The organism is Dactylosporangium sp. NPDC000244 (assembly GCF_040300725.1).
GTDB lineage: Bacteria > Actinomycetota > Actinomycetes > Mycobacteriales > Micromonosporaceae > Dactylosporangium.
Genome location: NZ_JBEPEH010000033.1, coordinates 71124 through 86577 on the forward strand (window position 1 = coordinate 71124; position 15454 = coordinate 86577).

Consider the following 15454-nt stretch of genomic DNA (forward strand, 5'->3'; position numbering starts at 1 on the left):
GAAGGCGGGCGGCTCGGGCCGACAACTGCCGCCCTTGGGCGGGTGACGCGCTCACGCGCGACTGCCGGTGATCCCCGCAGCTGCAGGTGGTGCACGGTCGTGACTGACGCCCAGCACCGTTTCCCCGCAGGGGCCCGATCTCGCGTCCGGTCCGCCTATCACGCATCAGTCGGACCTGCGGCCACGGGCTGGCCAGGCGCCCACACCTCCGCGGAGATCTCGTGCACCGCGGTCAGCGTACGACCGGATCGACGACCGCACACCCGGAATCACTCCCCCGTTCGCCGCCTGAGCGTGCGCCATGCGCAGACCTGCCCCCGTTACACCTCAGGGATCGCCCGCAGTCGCTAGACATGGACGGTCGGCGCGGCGGCACGACCCAACCGGGGTCCGCCTTCCGCAGCACGGCAGTCGCCGCGCCGGCCAACCGGCCTACGCGGACACGACCGAGGTGACGGTCGCCGTCAGCTTCGCCGACTTGTTCTTGACCTGGACGAACTCTTCGTTGTCGCGGCTGTACTGGTCGCCGGTCATCGTCACGGCGTTGCTGTACGGGTCTTCGGTCCCGTTGACCGCGTACACGATCTTGTAGGTTTTCGCCGGGTCGAAGTCGTGGCCGCCGACGTTCTTCAGTTCGACCGAGAACGTCACGTTGCAGCCGGCGCTGCCGAAGCATTTCCTGCCCAGCTCGTTGACGGTGATCTCGAAATCGGCGGGCACGGGCGTCGTGTACACCTTGGCTGGCGGCGACCACGGCTTCGCCGAGTATGTAGCCGCCGCAGCTGCCGCAGAGTCGACGGGAGCCGGGTCGCTGTGCGACGAGCAACCGGCGAGGAAGAGCAGGGCGACGGCCGCGGCGGCGTGGTGACGGGGGCGCATCCGAGCATCCTGACGGAGCCTCAGCCGGAACCGGTCAGCCGCAGGGACGGTTCACCTGGGCGGTCGGCTACGCGTCGTCGGCGAGTCGCTCACCGGCCACCCCGCGCCCGCGGGCCCGACTCCCGCCCGGCATCTTCCCGCCGCTGTTCGAGCGCAGCCACGGTCTCGGCGAAAACCTCCAGCGCTTCCTCGTCCCGGAGTCTCTGCGCCGCCGACGGCGGTTTCTCGATCAGGTCGCAGATGTTGGAGATCGCCGCCGACAGGGTTTTGCGGGTCTTCGCGTCGAGCGGGCCGTCGGGGTCGAGGAGACGGGCGACACGGTCAGCGGCGCGCGACAGGCGGAACGTCTCCGGGTCCGGGCCCGGCTCTTCGCCTGAGGGCCCAGCGGGCTCGACCTGGACGCGCCCGCTGGCCAGCTTCGAGATGACGGCTTCGCCGACGCGCAGGCTTTGCGGAGGTTGACCGCCGCGCATCTCCCGACGGCCACCCTCCATCACCTGATCGACGAGGACTTCCTGCAGCGCCCTTGTCGAAACGGACAGGGGTGAGTCCTCGGCGAGCATCCGGCCGAGCTCGGCGGCAAGTGGGTGGATCGCCGCCGGTTCGGCCGGGGCCGCTTCGCCGTAGATGGCGGCAACGAGCACTTCCGGGTCTACCTCGAGCGCGCCAGCGAGGCGGCGCATGTTGTGGATGTCGGGCCGGTAGTCGGCGTTGCTGAACAGTCTGGTGATGGTTGACCGGGATACGCCGGCCCGGTCCGCAAGGTCGGCTTTGGTCTTGAAGCCGAGCTCGTTCATGCGCCGGGTCAGGTACCGCCCGGCGGGTGTCGTCTTTTCCGTGTCCCCCACGGCGGCCATCTTCCCTCGTTCGGGGCGTCCGCGGAAACGGCGCGGCGCGAGGGTGGAATTCCTTCGCAGGAACTGCTAGATTCCACTCATGACGCGAGTGCTCCGGCTTCGCGCTGATGCCGTAGACCGGCTCACCGCCATCACGGGCGTTCAGCGCCTCAACCGCAGACAACAGGCCGCACTGCTCGGCATGGACTACAAGGCGTTCTGGCGCCTCACCAACGCCAACGGCTCCGCTGCGAGCGCCACGATCGCCGAGGTGCTCACCGGCGCCGCACGACTCGCCGAGCGCTACGGCTGCAAGAAGCCGACCTTCGAGGACCTGTTCGAGATCCGCGAGATCGAGAACGAGCCCGCCGCCGCAATGGCGGCCTGATCCGTGATCACCCAATCCACACGTGAGCGCCGATGCGCGGTCTACCTCCACTACGACGCCGACGACGTCCTGCTGTACGTCGGCATCACCGAGGGGGTCCACGGCCGGGCTAAGAAGCACGCCTACGAGGCCGCGTGGCCACAGTTCGCGTCCTACGGCACGTTCGTGTGGTGCATGCACCGCGAGGAGGCGAAAGAGCGCGAACGCGAGCTCATCCACGCCATGCGCCCGATCTTCAACTGCACGTACGCAGTGCCGGGACAGGAGCGGCGCGTCCGGGCCTACCTGGCTTCGAAGGGTCGCCTCGACTTGCTCCAGCCGGTGAGGCGTCGCGAGACGTCACGGCCAGCCTCGCGGGCCGTCACGCCGGCCGCCGAGTCCCCCGCCGCGGTTTCCATCACGGTCATCGACGGCCTGTGCTGGCACCAGAGCCAGACTGGACGGTTCTTCTCCCACCAGCCACGCACTCCCTGCGTGGCCTGACCCCAAGAACGACAAGACCCCCGCCGGACGGCACATCCGATTGCGGGGGTCACGAGGACCCAAGGAGTCCACGATGTCTTCGCACGACGGTAACAGCACCCTCACCCTCGGCGCCAGCGACGAGCTCGCGACGACCCGCACCTCCCGCATCCGCCGGGCCGAGCGGCGCCGCGAGCGGCACAACGCCCGCAACCAGCTCCGCGTCGCCGAGCAGACCCCGATCCGTCGACTCCTGGCCGGTGCCCGGTGACGATCCTCGACAGCACCCGGGCGGTCCTGGCCGACGCCGTCATCGACGGCAACCGCCTACGGCTCGTCGGCCAGCTCGACCGGTCCGAGTACGCCCGCGTCAACAAGGTCCTGGAGGGGCTCGGCGGAAAGTGGAACCGCAAGGCCGGTGCACACGTCTTCGCCAGCGACCCGACCGACGCGCTCGCCGCCATCCTGGGCGGCGCCAAGGTCCCCGGCCCGGCCCGCACCGAAGAGGGCTTCGTCGCCACCCCCGTCGCGCTCGCCGCCGAGATCGTCCGGGATCACACCCGCATCGCCGACCTGTCCGCCGGGTCGCACGTGCTGGAGCCGTCCGCCGGAACCGGGGCATTCGTGAACGCGGTCCGGGCCGCAAACCGAGGCGTCAAGATCTCGGCGGTCGAGCCGAACGAGGCCCGAGCCCGCACGATCTCCGTCGACGAGCTGATGACGCTGTGGCTGATGACGTTCGAGCGGTTCACCGACGACGGGCACGCGCCGTTCGACGCGATCGTCATGAACCCGCCGTTCGCCGTTCCCGGGTCGCCGACACTCTGGATCGACCACGTGCGGCTCGCCTGGAATCTGCTCGCGCCCGGCGGGCGCCTGACCGCGATCGTCCCGGCGTCGCTCGGGTTCCGTAAGGACCGGCGGCACGAGGAGATGCGGGCGCTCGTCGCGGAGTTCGGCGGATCGGCCGAGCTCCCGGTGGGCGCGTTCGCGTCGCAGGGGACGGGCGTCCACACGATGGTCCTCTGGCTCGATCGGCCGGTGAACGCGTGATGGCCGGCGCCTACTGCAAGTTCTGCGGCATGCGCTGCTTCGTGCTGCGGGAGGTGATCGTCGGCGGCGTCCTGGTCTGGTCCGGGCACATGGCGACGTGCCAGCGCGGCAAGGAACACGACCGCAAGGCGACGGGGATGGACGCCGACACCGCGCACAACCCGGTGTGGGACGGATGCACCTGCGTGAACGTGTGCGGCGCGAAGGACGGTGCCGCGTGACCGCCCGCTGCGTCCAGTCGCCGATCTACGCCCTGGACTGCGACGGCTGCGGCGCCTACTTCGAGCCGACCGGCCGGTTCGCGCAGCGGTCCGAGAACGGCGCGCGTCGCGAGGCGCGCGAGATGGGCTGGAAGGTTCGCCCGTTCGTCGGCAAGGGCGCCCGATCGGCGCCCGACCACTGCCCGGCCTGCGCCGCCACCACCTGACGGACCCCTCATCCGCCGACCCGGAAAGGGGTCCACCACATGCACCGCACTACGCCGGCCGCCCGCAGCGGCAACACCCTGCGGGCGGCCGGCCGACGGGGGACCAAGTGACGACGCCCGATATTGAGACGTTCGGCGCTGTCAAGCTCGCCGACCTCGCCGAACCTGCACTGCGCGGCCGGTTCCGCTGGTGCCCCGAGCTCGGCTGGCTCGCCCACAACGGCGCCAAATGGGCTACCGACGCGGAGCCCGAGGTGCTCCGGGCCGTCGTCGAGGTCATCCGGCTCTACACCGCAGACATCGTCGCCAAGCGACCGCTGAGCCGCGACGACTGCCGAGAACTCGCCGGATTCTCCGCTGGAGCCACACAGAATCACGCGATCAAGATCCTGCGTGGTGCGGCCGGCATCCGCACCCACTACACCGAGTTCGACGCACTTCCCGCGGTCGCGCTCGGCCAGCCGTGGACCCTGCCGTGCGCCAACGGCATCACGATCGAGCTTCACCCCGACGGCACGAAGAAGGTCAGAACTACCACGCCCGACGACCTCAACACCCGTACCGCCTGCGCCTATGACCCGAACGCCACTGCACCGAACATCGCGGCAGCGTTCAAGCTCTACCAGCCCGACGAGGACGTCCGCCGATACCAGTTGCAGATGTGGTGCCGCGGCTTGTCCGGGATGGGTGCTGAGAACTTCATCGCGAACATCGGCGAGGGCGGCGGCAACGGCAAGGGCACCATGTGGGGCTGCGTCGCCGCTGCCGGCGGCGAGTACGCGGCCGAACTGCCGATCGAGGTGATCCTCAAGTCCCGCGGCGCCGCCAGGGAGGTGTACCGCTCCGAGTTGGCGAAGCTCCGCGGCTGCCGGTTGCTGTTCTGTGAGGAGCCCGACGAGGGAGCCCAGTATGACCTCGGCATCCTCAAGAAGATCACCGGCGGTGGGAACCTCGACGGTCGCGCCATGGGCAAGGACAGCGTCACGTTTCCCGCGAAATGGCTGTTCGAGATGGCGGCGAACAAGCGGCCCGGCTGGCCCGCCGACGACGCCATGACCCGCCGGTACGTGGAGATCGCGTGGAACTTCTCGATCCAGGGGTCTGTTGCCGGCGGCGGACGCGAGGACTTCAAGGAGGCGTTGAAGGCTGAGGCGTCGGGGTTTCTGAACGCGATCCTCAACCAGTGGACGGGTGTCGCCAAGCCGGTCATGCCGGATGTCATCGACAAGCAGACCCGGCTTGGCACCGCCGAGGCGTCGCCACTCGCGGACTTTGCCAAGGCGGCGCTGATCGCTGCCCCTGCGGCGAAGAGCGCGGCGAATGACCTGTTCGCGGGTTATCTCGCGTGGGCGAAGACGGCCAACGTCCTGTCGCCGATGACGCAGACGAAGTTCGGCCGCGAACTGCCGCGGCTCGGCTATCCGAAGGAGACGGACCGCAAGGGCACCTGGTACGTCGGCGTGACCCTCAACGAGAAGTACGAAACCGGGATGTTCGGTGCACTCCGGGCAGCTTGACCGGTCAAGTGTGGTGGGTGTGGTGGGTTCAGGCCCGTTTCGGGGTCGGCTTTCACCACGCATGTAAGTGCTAACCCGAAAACGGGGTCAAACCCACCACACCCACCACGGTCCCCGCAGCTCACCGACCAGCCTCTCCCCCGCGGCATCCTCGCCGCTCTTTGACCTGACACACCCCGAACCTGGAAGGAGCCGATGTGCTCGACACCCGCATCACCCTGGCCATGGAGCAGCTGTTCCTCCACCCGGACTTCCCGAAGCTCGCCGAGCACGTCCACAAGCTCCTGCCGGTCGATGCCGCCGACCAGCACGGCGCCGCGAACCGGCACACCCGCGAGCTCGCATCCGCGATCGGCGATCACCTGAACAGCACCCGCATCGAGGGCGGCCCCGACGCTGTCCCGGGCTGGCTGCGTCTCGGCGTCATCGAGGCGTGGATCGGGCACTGCTCCGGGACCGCCGACACGTGCCGGCACTCGCCCGCCATCGGCTCCCCGCAGCCTGTCCTGGCGGCGGCGTGGCGGCCGGGCGTGATCGTGTGCGGCCGGTGCACGCACCTGCTGCCCCCGGTCCGGAACTCGGTCCAGGACCGGACCTGCGACGGGTGCGGGCATGAGTGCGCGGGTGTCGACGCCGACGATCCGATCTACCCGTCTGTGGTGCAGCTCGGCTCGCTGATCTTCCAGTTCGGTATGTGCGACTCGTGCCGCCTCGACGCTCTGCCCGCCTGACCCCGACTCCCGAGAGGACTCCCCCGATGCTCATCGCCGACTTGCCCACGAATGACGACTGGTCCGCCTACGACTGGTCCGCGGTCCTGAAGCCCGGCCCCGACGACTACGGCAGCTCCTACACGGGCGCGCATTGGGCGCCGCTCGGCGGACCCGCCCCGGACATCACCGCGGACCGGATCGCACGCATCCACGGCTGGCAGGCGTCCAGCCCGGAGGGTGGCGGCTCCCGGAACTTCGCGTGCGTCGTCGAACTGACCGACGGCACGTGGGCGGCGTGCATGGCGTGGGCGGACTACACCGGCTGGGGCTGCCAGGACGGTGTCGAGTGGCGGGTCGCCGCGGACCTGCCGTCGATCGTGTCGTACGGCCTGGACTGTGAGGGCCGGCAGCGGCTGGAGCTGACCGCGGGTGGTGCCGGGTGATCGACAATCCGTACTGGGATGCGGTCAAGGATCACATCGACCCGACCGGCTCCCTGTGGGGCACGCCGGAGGTTGGGAGTCCGCTCGGCCGCCCGGACATCAAGCAGTGGCTGGCGGAGGTACCGCAGCGGCACGACATGGTGTCCCGCTACTCGTGGACGATCACCGACCCGGACACGGCCGCGTTCGTTGCCGAACACTCCGGCGGGCGGCTCGTTGACCCGATGGCCGGCACCGCCTACTGGGGCTGGGTCCTCGCCCAGCACGGGGTCGACGTCGTCTCGTCGGACGCGGAGCCGGGCACGAACCACTATCACCAGGACCGGCCCTGCTTCGGTTCGGTCGCCGCGATGCCGGGCATTGAGGCCGCCGCGCTGCACGCCGACCGGACCCTGTTCCTGGCGTGGCCGCCGTACAACACGCCGGACGGTGCGGACATCCTCGCCGCCTACCGCGGCGACCGGGTCATCTACGTCGGTGAGGGCGACGGCGGCTGCTGCGGCGACGACCGACTGCATGAGCTGCTGGCGAAGGGGTGGCGCGAGGTCGCGCATCGGGTGCCGGTGCAGTGGTTCGGCATCCACGACGTCGTCACCGTCTACGACCGGGCTGGTTCCTGATGACGACGCTCCCCCGCTCCCACTTCGACGAACCGAGAGGACTCCCGCGATGACCACAACCCCGATCACCGTCCACGACTCTGACATCGACGACGGCTACAGCAAGGGCGACGACGTCGACCCGGCCCGCGAACCCGGCAACGGCGCACTCGTCCTCGCCCTCTACCGCGGCTATAACGGCCGCCCGGACTTCGAGCGGGTGTGGCGCCGCGAGGACCGCGAGCCCGGCCAGGACACCGGCAGCTGGTTCCACGTCGGCCGGCCCGACCAGGACGGCAAGCCGCAGGGTTCGGCGTCGTGGGGTGAGGTTCTCGGCCTCGACGACCCGGAGCCGTACGGCATCGCCCAGGTCGTGCTGTGGCCGGGCGGCCGGAACGCCTTCTTCTGGTGACCCGCACGTCGCCGCGCCCGCCGCGGCCCACGAACGCCCTGTAGCCCCCGACCCGAAGGAGACCCCCATGTCCGACAACCGTCCGTCCCGCTGCCCCACCTGCGAGTTGCCGCAGCCGTCGATGCACCCGGCCTCGTCCGGCGGCGGCGAGGTGGTCCGACTCTGTCCCGACGAGTTCCACGTTGACGACCGCGCCTACATGCCGGAGAACCCGCGATGCCCGCACTGCGGTTCGCAGGCCGTCGCGGCGGTCGCCGGGGTGCAGTCCTGCAACGCCTGCGGCATGACGAGCGGTGTCCGATGACCGCCTGGCGCACGATCATCACGGACAGCGAGAGCCTGACCGGCGTGGCGCCGGTGTGTGACCGGCAGGACGACCCGTCTGGTCCGCACTGCGGTGACACGGGCCGGCAGATAACGGACTGGGTGTTCGACTGCTGCCCGCACCCGCACATCGAGGTGTGGAACGAGACGACGGCGGCGACCCTCGCGCAGGTGCTGACGGCGTCCGAGGCGGAGCTGTGCTCATGAGCGCCGTCGACGAGTTCGCGGCGGTCGCCGTCCTGTCGCCGGAGGATGCGGCGACCGCGGCCGGCATGCTGGCGGCCCTGCACGAGCGCGGCTACCGGACTGTGGAGGCGCACGGAGATCTGCGGCCGGGTACCCGGATCCGGCACCGCGGCGACCAGTGGTCGGCGGCGTACGCGAACGGCACCGGGATCGTTTTGGTGATCACCGAGAAGCCGAACTCGTCGTGGTCGGTGTCGTGGCGCCTACCGGACGTGGAGCTGATCGCCCTGTGGGACCGGCCCGACACGCGGGGGCGGTTCTCGCAGCTGGCCCAGTACCACGTCGACGTGATCGGGGGCGCCCGATGACCACGCTCATCGCCACCCGCGGCCTCCCTGGTTCCGGGAAGACGACGAAGGCCCGTGCCTGGGTTGCTCAGGACGTCCAGGGCCGTGCGCGGATCAATCGCGACGACCTCCGCGCCCAGCTGCATGACGGCGTCTACCTCCCCACTTCGGAAGCGCATCGCGGAACCGAGCGCATCGTGGTCGCCGCCCGGAACGCCGCGATCCTGGCGCTGCTCAGCGCCGGTGTGGACGTCGTCTGCGATGAGACGAACCTGTCCGTGAAGGCGGTCGAGGATCTGCGCCGGCTGGCCGACGACGCGAACGCTGTGTTCGAGGTGTGGGACCTCGCGGACGTGCCGCTCGCGGTGTGCCTGCAGCGGAACAGCCTGCGGGAGGGTCGCGCCCGGATTCCGGAGGATGCGGTCCGGGGCATGTTCGAGCGGCATGTGGCGGCGCACTTCCCGCAGCCGCTGCCGCTGCCCGGGGACGAGGTGTCCCGGTGACCTCCGACATGTACGTGGGCATTCCGGTCCGTCGTGGCCTGTTCCAGTGTGCGGACTGGCAGTCGATGGCCGAGGACCTGATGGCGTTTCAGGACGCGGTGCAGGAGGCGTTGGGTACCGAGTTCGCCGGGCATGTCCTTGGCGCGATCGCCCGGTTGAAGGCGGACCGGCTCGCCTTCGACGAGCTTGCCCCGGGCGGGACGGTCTACACCGACTACGACCAGGCAGGCGAGCCGATCCGGCACGTCATGCACCGCACCCATCGGGGTGTTCCGGTGTGGGTGTGCACGGACTGCCTGAAGGTGACCGTCTCCGGCGATGACGTTGTCGTGTGCGCCGGGTGCGGGTCTGACCATCTGGACGCCGACGTGTCCGGCCCGATCGTCTGCGCCGACGGCGCGTACGAGTGCCTGCTGGCCGGGACCGACGACTGCGTGTGCCCCGACCCTGACGGTGACGCTGATCGCCCAATGACCACTCCCAGTCCGGAGATCGGCGCCCGCCTGCTGGCCGCGAACCCGCTCACCGAACCCGACACCTCGAAGGAGACCCGATGACTGCCCTGATCACCGAGCGCGACCTGCGCGCCCTGAACTCGCTGACGAAGTACCCGTCGATCCCGACGTACCACGCCCTGGACCCGAAGAACGGCGGCCTGCTGGAGGCGCCGACCGACTTCGGCGACGGCACTGTGATCGCGACGGAGAAGGTCGACGGCACCAACTCCCGGATCATCCTGCTGCCCGACGGCACGTTCCTGCTCGGCTCCCGCGAGGAGCTGCTGTACGCGCAGGGCGACCTCATCGGCAACCCGGCCCTCGGGATCGTGGAGCAGTTGAAGCCGGTCGCGAAGACGATGACCGCGGTCGAGAACTTCAACCTGATCATCGTCGCCTACCTGGAGCTGTACGGCGGGAAGATCGGCGGCCAGGCGAAGCAGTACACGTCGGACCCGGCCGCGTTCGGCTGGCGGCTGTTCGACGTGGCGACGTTCCCGCAGTGGCCGGCGCAGCTCGAATGGCAGTCGCAGCAGATCGCGTCGTGGCGTGACGGCGGCGGGCAGTCGTTCGTCGGCGAGGACGAGCTGGCGAAGTTCGCCGTCGAGGCGGGCCTGCCGGTGGCGCCGCGGCTTCTCGACGAGTTCTACGCCGACGCCCTCCCCCGGTCGGTCGGTGACATGCATTCGATGCTCGTGGACGTGCTGCCGGAGACCCGTGTGTGGCTCGACGACAAGGCCGGTGGCCGGCCGGAGGGGATCGTGTTCCGCACCCCGGACCGGAAGGTGATTGCGAAGGCCCGCTACCAGGACTACGAGCGGACCCTGAAGCGTCGCGGCGGCGCCCGATGACTACCCCGAAGTCTGTCGAGGCTGTCGCGCGTGACGCGGAGTCGATCGGCTTCGTCCGTGGCCTGTCGAAGGCCGCCGACTGGACTCGCGCGTTCGACCAGGATCTGCCGGACTTCGACCGACAGACGTGCGTGAATCTGGCGAACGGGCTGGGCGAGATGGCCCGGCATGCCGGGGAGCGGCTCGGTGTCGCCATCGACTTCAACGAGCCGCCGGCGCCCATGTTCCACGACTGCTGCGTCCACAACGAGCACGGCGAACCGGCCGAGGTGCGCACCGAGTGGGAGGTGCGTTGGCTGGCCGCCGGAGGCGGGATCGCCGCGGACGCGCAGCAGTTGTCGTCGCGTGAGGCGGCGGAGGCGCTCGGCCCGACCCGGGTCGGCCTGTACAACATCGTCGGTTTCACAGTGCATCACCGGGCGCACCGCCGGTTTGCGGACGGGTCGGCGTGGATTGGGCCGTGGCTGGACGCGGAACCGGCCAACCCTTGGGCGGAGGCGGACCGATGACCGCCGACCGCGTCACGCTGCCGGTTCCCGCGCACGCCCTGCCGCACCGTACGCCGCTTGAGCTGCTGACGTCGGCCCGCACCACCCTGGACGAGGCGGCGACCATTCACACGCCGGGGATGCGGTTCGCGACCGCGCACCTGGCGGCGTTGCGTGCTGCTGCGGCGGTCATGGCCGTCCGGGTGCGAGCGAGCCGGCCGAGCATGCACGCCAAGCTTCCGCCGGTGTGGGAGCAGTTGCCGCTGGTCGCGCCGGAGCTGGCCGAGTGGGCGCAGCACTTCGCGTCGACCGCCACCAAGCGGGCCGCGGCTGAGGCGGGCATCCCGCGCACGGTGACCGTGGCCGAGGCGGACGGCATGGTGCGGACGGCGGGCCAGTTCGTGGCGGTCGTCGAGGTAATGCTGGGCGGTGCGCGGTGACCAAGCCCAACCTGCTGGCCACCCTCGCCGCCGAATACGGCGAGCCCGACGCCCAGTGCATGGCCTCCGCCTACCTGCTGGCCGGCGAACTGACCGACGAGCAGATCGTCGAGACCGCCGCACTGCCCGGCGTGGAGCGGATGGAGTACCTGACCGGCCGCTACGAGAGCGCAGATGCGTACGTGGCCGCGTGCACGGACTTCGCCGTCCGGCGGCAGCACATGGTGGACGGCACCTGATGGCCTCCCTTTTCGAGCGGGTCATTGAGACTGCCCACGACAACGCGGAGCACGGTGACACGACGGCCGCCGCGAACCTCGGCGCCGCCCTGCGCGCCGTGCTGGCCCCGCATGAGCCGGAGCAGCACTACGTCCGTGGCCAGGACAACCGGGACCGCCCGTCGTTTCTGTACTGCCGGACGTGTCGGAAGCAGTCGCCGTGCACGCCGCTGCTGCTGGCCGCGGCCGAGCTCGGCCTGAACCCCGAGGAGGCGAAGTGACCCCCGATGAGGCTACGTACGCGCCCGCCCACACCCTGGTCGTCACACACGAGCCGGACCACCCGCGAGCCGACAACTCCGGTCACCGCTACGAGATCGTCTGCGAGGAGGTTACCGACTGGTGCCGGGCGTGGCAGGAGTGCCTGGAGTCGCAGTGCGACCCGGAGGCGCTGGAGAAAGCTGAGGAAGACGGTGATGAGGAGCCGGTCGTTCACGGCGTCATCCACCGCTACGTCGGCAACTACGGCTGGTCGACGGAGGTTCCTGGCTGCGTCCTGCCGATGTATGACTCGTGGCGTGACGAGGCCCGCGATTTGCGGCTGGCGCCGGGCGAGTACCGGTTCACGCACCGCTGGGAGGACGGCGGCGAGTGGTTCTCGATCGACCTGGTTGAGGAAGCGGCCCGATGATGAAACGGATCGCGATCGTCACCGCGCTGGCGGTGCTCGTGCTGGCCGCGTGCGGTACTGCGGCCCCGGCCGACAACGGCTGCGGCACCAACACCAGCCCGTGCCACGGTGCGGGAAACACGCTGCCGGACGGCTGGACGGTGACCGAGGTGCAGGTCAATGGCCGCACGGTCACCTGCATCACCTGGTTCAACCCGCAGGCGGCGGCGGGCGCCCCGGTGGCGCTGTCGTGCGACTGGACGCCGCGATGACCGACCTGTTCGTGGTCGTCCACACCGACGAGTCCGGCATCCCCTACACCCTCGGCACGGTCGTGTACACGGACCGCGCCGTCGCTGAGCGGCGGGTCCAGGAGCGGCGCCGCAGGGCCGAGGCGCAGCGCTGGCCGGACCGGTTCGACGTGTACCGGCTGGTGCCGGTCGAGGAGCCGCCCTCCGGCCCCGACGACCGCGCCGAGCTGGACGAGCTCGGCCCGGCCGAGTGGGCGTTCGACACGCTGCAGCGGATCGCCGCGTTCGGTTTCCACTCCGACCACAGGCACGAGCTGCGTGCGATCACGAAGGAGGCCCGGACGAGGTTTCAGGCCGGCAACCAAACCCCTGACGAGACGAGGAGCTGACCCATGACCACGACCACCCATAACCCGATCTGCGGCGCGACGATGACGTCCGCGCTGCGCGAGCACACCTGCAACCTGCCGCCGCACGACGACGATCTCCACCGCGACGGCGACGAGCACGGCGCCACGTCGTGGCGGGTCCACCCCGACGTGGACGTGCTGGACGGGCTGCCCCACCTGCTGTGGTCGAACCGCTGGAACTCGTGGTGGGGGCCGAACCGCTCCGGCTACACGTCCGACGTGTGGCAGGCGGGCCGCTACACCCGGGCTGAGGCGGTCGCGGAGGCGCGCTGCGACGCGCACGAGAACCCGCCACCGATCGTGGCGGTTCTCGCACCGGAGGCGGGGATGGACCACTTCACGGCGACGCAGCTGGCCGGCGTGTCCGAGGCGATGCGACTTCGGGTCACCGAGGCGACGGCCGCGGTTGTGGCGGCGCAGGGCGGTGTCCGATGACGGCACCCCGCGATCTGATCATCCGCCCGATCGGCGACCAGGTCCGTGCCCGCCTGAACGCGCTGGCCGCCGGCGAGCGGTCGCCCGAGCCCGGGATCGCCGCGCACGTGCGGGAGGCGCTCGACGCCGGCCATGTGGTCTCGTGCGTCGTGTTTTGTGACGGCTGCGGCGTCGACTGGCGGGGTGACGTGATCGGCGCGTCCCGCGACGAGCGGTTGGCGACGGCCCGCGCCTACCTGGCCGCCGACTGCGGCTGGCGGATCAGCGACGAGGCTGACCTGTGCCCGAAGTGTGGTGCCGCGTGAGCGATCTGACGGATCTCGTGTCGGCGCTGGAGTCGGCTCGTACGACGATGGCCCTGTCGTCGCAGGACTGGTCGACCGCCGGGGATTTTGCGTGGCTGTACGGCGTCCTCGTCGGCTGGGACGACGATCCGACGGGCGGCGACGTCGACCAGGGCGACGCGCTGGCGCTCCTCGCGGCCCGGTTCGGCTGGACGGCCGGCGACGTGGAGCGGCTGCGGCGGCTGCACGCGGCGGTGGCCGGGTTCGACATCAACCGGGTCGCGGACCTGGAGGCGGCGCGATGACCGCAGCCAGCACGATCACCAGCAACAGCCGCGACGGCCAGTGGACGTACCGCTACGACAGCATCTGCGGCTACCTCGTCACCGTCATCCACCGGCCCACCGGGCGAACCGTCCAGGTCCGTGGCGGTGTCACCGCCGCCCGGCGGATGGCGCGGTCCGGGGCGCTGCACGCCCTCGTTGAGGCGGTGGCCGGATGACCCCGTCCCGCTACGTCATGAAGACCGACCCGTCGTACGTCGTCGAGGCGGTCCAGCTGCACGAGTCGGACACGAACTGGGCCGAGGTCGCCGACTGGTGCGGCGGCGACGTCCACATGGACGGCTCGCCGGCGACCGGCATCTTTTCCGTGCTCGTCGTCGGGAACGACAGCGGCGTGCACGGCGACTGGATCGTGAAGCAGTCCGGCGGCTGGTTTGTATGGGACGCCGACGGGTTCGCCCACGTCTTCCATCTGGTGACGGAGGCGGCCCGGTGACCGGCGAGGACCTGGACCGGCTTCTGTCCCGGTTCGAGGACGCTTCGATCGCGTTGCACACGGAGCAGACCCGGTCGGCGCAGGACCGTTGGGAGGCGGCCGGGGATGCGATCAGGGCCGAGTTCACCCGCCTGCAGGCCGATGCGCAGATCCGCGCCAAGTGGTGCGCCGAGGAGGCGGCCGACTCCCGCCGCCATCGGGCGATCCTCCGCCGGCATATGGCCGTGCACGGGTTGGAGGACCCGACGTGGGCGAACTTGTCCGAGCGGGAGAAGGCGGTCCTGCGGGCTGCTGACGCCGAGGCGCTGGCGTCGCCGAGGGTGGCCCGGTGAACCCGCGTCGGTGCGGTTTCGGTGTGCCGCTCGACCAGTTGCCTGACGGTGACCGGCAGATCGTGGAGGACTTCCGGCGGTACCTGCGCGGCGAGCTGGCGCTGGCCGCAGACGGGATCACGTACGTGCAGCCGGGCGACGAGCGGGCAGTGCACCGTGTGCCGCCGCTCGGGAAGGAGGAGGGCCGGTGATCGACCCGATTTCCGCCGGTGTGGCGGTCGGTCTGCTGTCCGCGGGCTGGCTTCTCGGCCGGCATGCCCGCCTGAAGGCCGCCCCGAGGCAGCCGAAGCCGGTGTGCATGTGCGGGCACCACTACGGCACCCACGATCCGCAGCAGGGGTGCTGCGAGGCGCAGGACCTTGAGAAGGTCAACTTCAAAGACGTGTGGGTCGACTGCGCGTGCGTCCGCTACACCGGCCCGCAGCCAGTGGAGCAGTTCTGGGTGCCACCCGCCGCCGACATGACGATTGTGGCCGCGCCCCGGCCGGTCGAGGGCGGTGAGGGTCGGTGAGCGGCGTCGAGGTGACGGTGAGGCTGACCCGCCGTCAGGCCGAGGCGCTACTGCGCGGCGAACTGTCCGTCGGGCATGGTGTGCGCCGCTCCGCCGATCTGGTCGCCGCCGAGGAGCGCCTGAAGGCCGCCGTCGGACAGGCACTGAACGAACCGCCGGCCCGGCTGCAGACCGAGCCGGGCGCCTGACCAACCCGAA

At 70.4% G+C, this 15454-nt stretch carries 35 protein-coding genes; 33 read left to right on the forward strand and 2 right to left on the reverse strand.

Going from position 1 to position 15454, the window contains the following annotated elements; genetic code table 11:
- Positions 1 to 432 precede the first annotated feature (432 nt).
- Together ABT369_RS39180 and ABT369_RS39185 are read right to left on the reverse strand one after the other, a co-directional pair.
- Positions 433 to 879: a hypothetical protein gene (locus tag ABT369_RS39180; RefSeq protein ID WP_350620196.1), complete on the reverse strand. Its 447-nt coding sequence runs from the start codon at positions 877 to 879 to the stop codon at positions 433 to 435.
- Between the two features lie 89 nt (positions 880 to 968).
- Complete coding sequence (locus tag ABT369_RS39185; RefSeq protein WP_350620198.1) at positions 969 to 1736, reverse strand: helix-turn-helix domain-containing protein; 768 nt, start codon at positions 1734 to 1736, stop codon at positions 969 to 971.
- Between the two features lie 79 nt (positions 1737 to 1815).
- Here ABT369_RS39185 and ABT369_RS39190 point away from each other — a divergent pair, with 79 nt between their 5' ends.
- The 33 genes from ABT369_RS39190 to ABT369_RS39350 all read left to right on the forward strand — a co-directional run bounded on the left by ABT369_RS39190 (position 1816) and on the right by ABT369_RS39350 (position 15444).
- Positions 1816 to 2103: a hypothetical protein gene (locus ABT369_RS39190; RefSeq protein ID WP_350620200.1), complete on the forward strand. Its 288-nt coding sequence runs from the start codon at positions 1816 to 1818 to the stop codon at positions 2101 to 2103.
- Positions 2104 to 2106: 3 nt separating this feature from the next.
- Positions 2107 to 2586: a GIY-YIG nuclease family protein gene (locus tag ABT369_RS39195; RefSeq protein ID WP_350620202.1), complete on the forward strand. Its 480-nt coding sequence runs from the start codon at positions 2107 to 2109 to the stop codon at positions 2584 to 2586.
- Positions 2587 to 2659: 73 nt separating this feature from the next.
- Entirely contained in the window at positions 2660 to 2836 is a 177-nt protein-coding gene (locus ABT369_RS39200; RefSeq protein WP_350620204.1) for a hypothetical protein, read from the forward strand.
- Positions 2833 to 3618, forward strand: coding sequence for a methyltransferase (locus tag ABT369_RS39205; RefSeq protein ID WP_350620206.1), 786 nt, complete (start codon positions 2833 to 2835; stop codon positions 3616 to 3618). The genes ABT369_RS39200 and ABT369_RS39205 overlap by 4 nt, the downstream gene beginning before the upstream one ends.
- Positions 3615 to 3839, forward strand: coding sequence for a hypothetical protein (locus ABT369_RS39210; RefSeq protein WP_350620208.1), 225 nt, complete (start codon positions 3615 to 3617; stop codon positions 3837 to 3839). The genes ABT369_RS39205 and ABT369_RS39210 overlap by 4 nt, the downstream gene beginning before the upstream one ends.
- A complete protein-coding gene (locus ABT369_RS39215) occupies positions 3836 to 4045 on the forward strand; it encodes a hypothetical protein (RefSeq protein ID WP_350620209.1) in 210 nt (69 codons plus the stop codon). The genes ABT369_RS39210 and ABT369_RS39215 overlap by 4 nt, the downstream gene beginning before the upstream one ends.
- 107 nt (positions 4046 to 4152) lie before the next feature.
- Positions 4153 to 5562 (forward strand): DUF5906 domain-containing protein, encoded by a 1410-nt coding sequence (locus tag ABT369_RS39220; RefSeq protein ID WP_350620211.1) that lies wholly within the window; start codon positions 4153 to 4155, stop codon positions 5560 to 5562.
- A gap of 197 nt (positions 5563 to 5759) precedes the next feature.
- A complete protein-coding gene (locus ABT369_RS39225) occupies positions 5760 to 6293 on the forward strand; it encodes a hypothetical protein (RefSeq protein WP_350620213.1) in 534 nt (177 codons plus the stop codon).
- Positions 6294 to 6319: 26 nt separating this feature from the next.
- On the forward strand, positions 6320 to 6718 hold the full coding sequence (locus ABT369_RS39230; RefSeq protein ID WP_350620215.1) for a hypothetical protein: 399 nt from the start codon (positions 6320 to 6322) through the stop codon (positions 6716 to 6718).
- A complete protein-coding gene (locus ABT369_RS39235) occupies positions 6715 to 7338 on the forward strand; it encodes a hypothetical protein (RefSeq protein WP_350620217.1) in 624 nt (207 codons plus the stop codon). Before ABT369_RS39230 ends, ABT369_RS39235 begins: the two co-directional genes overlap by 4 nt.
- 49 nt (positions 7339 to 7387) lie before the next feature.
- Complete coding sequence (locus ABT369_RS39240; protein WP_350620219.1) at positions 7388 to 7729, forward strand: hypothetical protein; 342 nt, start codon at positions 7388 to 7390, stop codon at positions 7727 to 7729.
- A 67-nt stretch (positions 7730 to 7796) separates the two neighbouring features.
- Positions 7797 to 8033 (forward strand): hypothetical protein, encoded by a 237-nt coding sequence (locus ABT369_RS39245; protein ID WP_350620221.1) that lies wholly within the window; start codon positions 7797 to 7799, stop codon positions 8031 to 8033.
- A complete protein-coding gene (locus ABT369_RS39250) occupies positions 8030 to 8260 on the forward strand; it encodes a hypothetical protein (protein ID WP_350620223.1) in 231 nt (76 codons plus the stop codon). Before ABT369_RS39245 ends, ABT369_RS39250 begins: the two co-directional genes overlap by 4 nt.
- Positions 8257 to 8607, forward strand: a complete 351-nt coding sequence (locus ABT369_RS39255; protein WP_350620225.1) for a hypothetical protein — start codon at positions 8257 to 8259, stop codon at positions 8605 to 8607. The genes ABT369_RS39250 and ABT369_RS39255 overlap by 4 nt, the downstream gene beginning before the upstream one ends.
- The gene (locus tag ABT369_RS39260) at positions 8604 to 9089 is read left to right on the forward strand and encodes an AAA family ATPase (protein ID WP_350620227.1); all 486 of its coding nucleotides are present in this window, start codon (positions 8604 to 8606) and stop codon (positions 9087 to 9089) included. Before ABT369_RS39255 ends, ABT369_RS39260 begins: the two co-directional genes overlap by 4 nt.
- On the forward strand, positions 9086 to 9646 hold the full coding sequence (locus ABT369_RS39265) for a hypothetical protein (RefSeq protein ID WP_350620229.1): 561 nt from the start codon (positions 9086 to 9088) through the stop codon (positions 9644 to 9646). The genes ABT369_RS39260 and ABT369_RS39265 overlap by 4 nt, the downstream gene beginning before the upstream one ends.
- Positions 9643 to 10437, forward strand: a complete 795-nt coding sequence (locus ABT369_RS39270; protein ID WP_350620231.1) for an RNA ligase family protein — start codon at positions 9643 to 9645, stop codon at positions 10435 to 10437. The genes ABT369_RS39265 and ABT369_RS39270 overlap by 4 nt, the downstream gene beginning before the upstream one ends.
- Positions 10434 to 10946, forward strand: a complete 513-nt coding sequence (locus ABT369_RS39275) for a hypothetical protein (protein ID WP_350620233.1) — start codon at positions 10434 to 10436, stop codon at positions 10944 to 10946. The genes ABT369_RS39270 and ABT369_RS39275 overlap by 4 nt, the downstream gene beginning before the upstream one ends.
- Entirely contained in the window at positions 10943 to 11365 is a 423-nt protein-coding gene (locus ABT369_RS39280; RefSeq protein WP_350620235.1) for an SAV_6107 family HEPN domain-containing protein, read from the forward strand. The genes ABT369_RS39275 and ABT369_RS39280 overlap by 4 nt, the downstream gene beginning before the upstream one ends.
- Positions 11362 to 11604, forward strand: coding sequence for a hypothetical protein (locus ABT369_RS39285; protein ID WP_350620237.1), 243 nt, complete (start codon positions 11362 to 11364; stop codon positions 11602 to 11604). Before ABT369_RS39280 ends, ABT369_RS39285 begins: the two co-directional genes overlap by 4 nt.
- Positions 11604 to 11864, forward strand: coding sequence for a hypothetical protein (locus ABT369_RS39290; protein WP_350620239.1), 261 nt, complete (start codon positions 11604 to 11606; stop codon positions 11862 to 11864). Before ABT369_RS39285 ends, ABT369_RS39290 begins: the two co-directional genes overlap by 1 nt.
- Complete coding sequence (locus ABT369_RS39295; protein ID WP_350620241.1) at positions 11861 to 12274, forward strand: hypothetical protein; 414 nt, start codon at positions 11861 to 11863, stop codon at positions 12272 to 12274. Before ABT369_RS39290 ends, ABT369_RS39295 begins: the two co-directional genes overlap by 4 nt.
- Complete coding sequence (locus tag ABT369_RS39300; protein WP_350620243.1) at positions 12271 to 12525, forward strand: hypothetical protein; 255 nt, start codon at positions 12271 to 12273, stop codon at positions 12523 to 12525. The genes ABT369_RS39295 and ABT369_RS39300 overlap by 4 nt, the downstream gene beginning before the upstream one ends.
- Positions 12504 to 12893 (forward strand): hypothetical protein, encoded by a 390-nt coding sequence (locus ABT369_RS39305; RefSeq protein WP_350620245.1) that lies wholly within the window; start codon positions 12504 to 12506, stop codon positions 12891 to 12893. The genes ABT369_RS39300 and ABT369_RS39305 overlap by 22 nt, the downstream gene beginning before the upstream one ends.
- Positions 12894 to 12896: 3 nt before the next feature.
- Positions 12897 to 13349, forward strand: coding sequence for a hypothetical protein (locus ABT369_RS39310; protein WP_350620247.1), 453 nt, complete (start codon positions 12897 to 12899; stop codon positions 13347 to 13349).
- A complete protein-coding gene (locus tag ABT369_RS39315; RefSeq protein ID WP_350620249.1) occupies positions 13346 to 13654 on the forward strand; it encodes a hypothetical protein in 309 nt (102 codons plus the stop codon). The genes ABT369_RS39310 and ABT369_RS39315 overlap by 4 nt, the downstream gene beginning before the upstream one ends.
- The gene (locus ABT369_RS39320; RefSeq protein WP_350620251.1) at positions 13651 to 13938 is read left to right on the forward strand and encodes a hypothetical protein; all 288 of its coding nucleotides are present in this window, start codon (positions 13651 to 13653) and stop codon (positions 13936 to 13938) included. Before ABT369_RS39315 ends, ABT369_RS39320 begins: the two co-directional genes overlap by 4 nt.
- Positions 13935 to 14135, forward strand: coding sequence for a hypothetical protein (locus ABT369_RS39325; RefSeq protein WP_350620253.1), 201 nt, complete (start codon positions 13935 to 13937; stop codon positions 14133 to 14135). Before ABT369_RS39320 ends, ABT369_RS39325 begins: the two co-directional genes overlap by 4 nt.
- A complete protein-coding gene (locus ABT369_RS39330; RefSeq protein ID WP_350620255.1) occupies positions 14132 to 14413 on the forward strand; it encodes a hypothetical protein in 282 nt (93 codons plus the stop codon). Before ABT369_RS39325 ends, ABT369_RS39330 begins: the two co-directional genes overlap by 4 nt.
- Positions 14410 to 14745, forward strand: coding sequence for a hypothetical protein (locus ABT369_RS39335; RefSeq protein ID WP_350620257.1), 336 nt, complete (start codon positions 14410 to 14412; stop codon positions 14743 to 14745). Before ABT369_RS39330 ends, ABT369_RS39335 begins: the two co-directional genes overlap by 4 nt.
- On the forward strand, positions 14742 to 14936 hold the full coding sequence (locus ABT369_RS39340) for a hypothetical protein (protein ID WP_350620259.1): 195 nt from the start codon (positions 14742 to 14744) through the stop codon (positions 14934 to 14936). Before ABT369_RS39335 ends, ABT369_RS39340 begins: the two co-directional genes overlap by 4 nt.
- Positions 14933 to 15256 carry a hypothetical protein gene (locus ABT369_RS39345; RefSeq protein ID WP_350620261.1) on the forward strand — a complete coding sequence of 108 codons (324 nt, stop codon included), beginning with the start codon at positions 14933 to 14935 and terminating at the stop codon, positions 15254 to 15256. The genes ABT369_RS39340 and ABT369_RS39345 overlap by 4 nt, the downstream gene beginning before the upstream one ends.
- Positions 15253 to 15444 (forward strand): hypothetical protein, encoded by a 192-nt coding sequence (locus ABT369_RS39350; RefSeq protein WP_350620263.1) that lies wholly within the window; start codon positions 15253 to 15255, stop codon positions 15442 to 15444. The genes ABT369_RS39345 and ABT369_RS39350 overlap by 4 nt, the downstream gene beginning before the upstream one ends.
- The last annotated feature ends 10 nt before the right edge of the window (positions 15445 to 15454 follow it).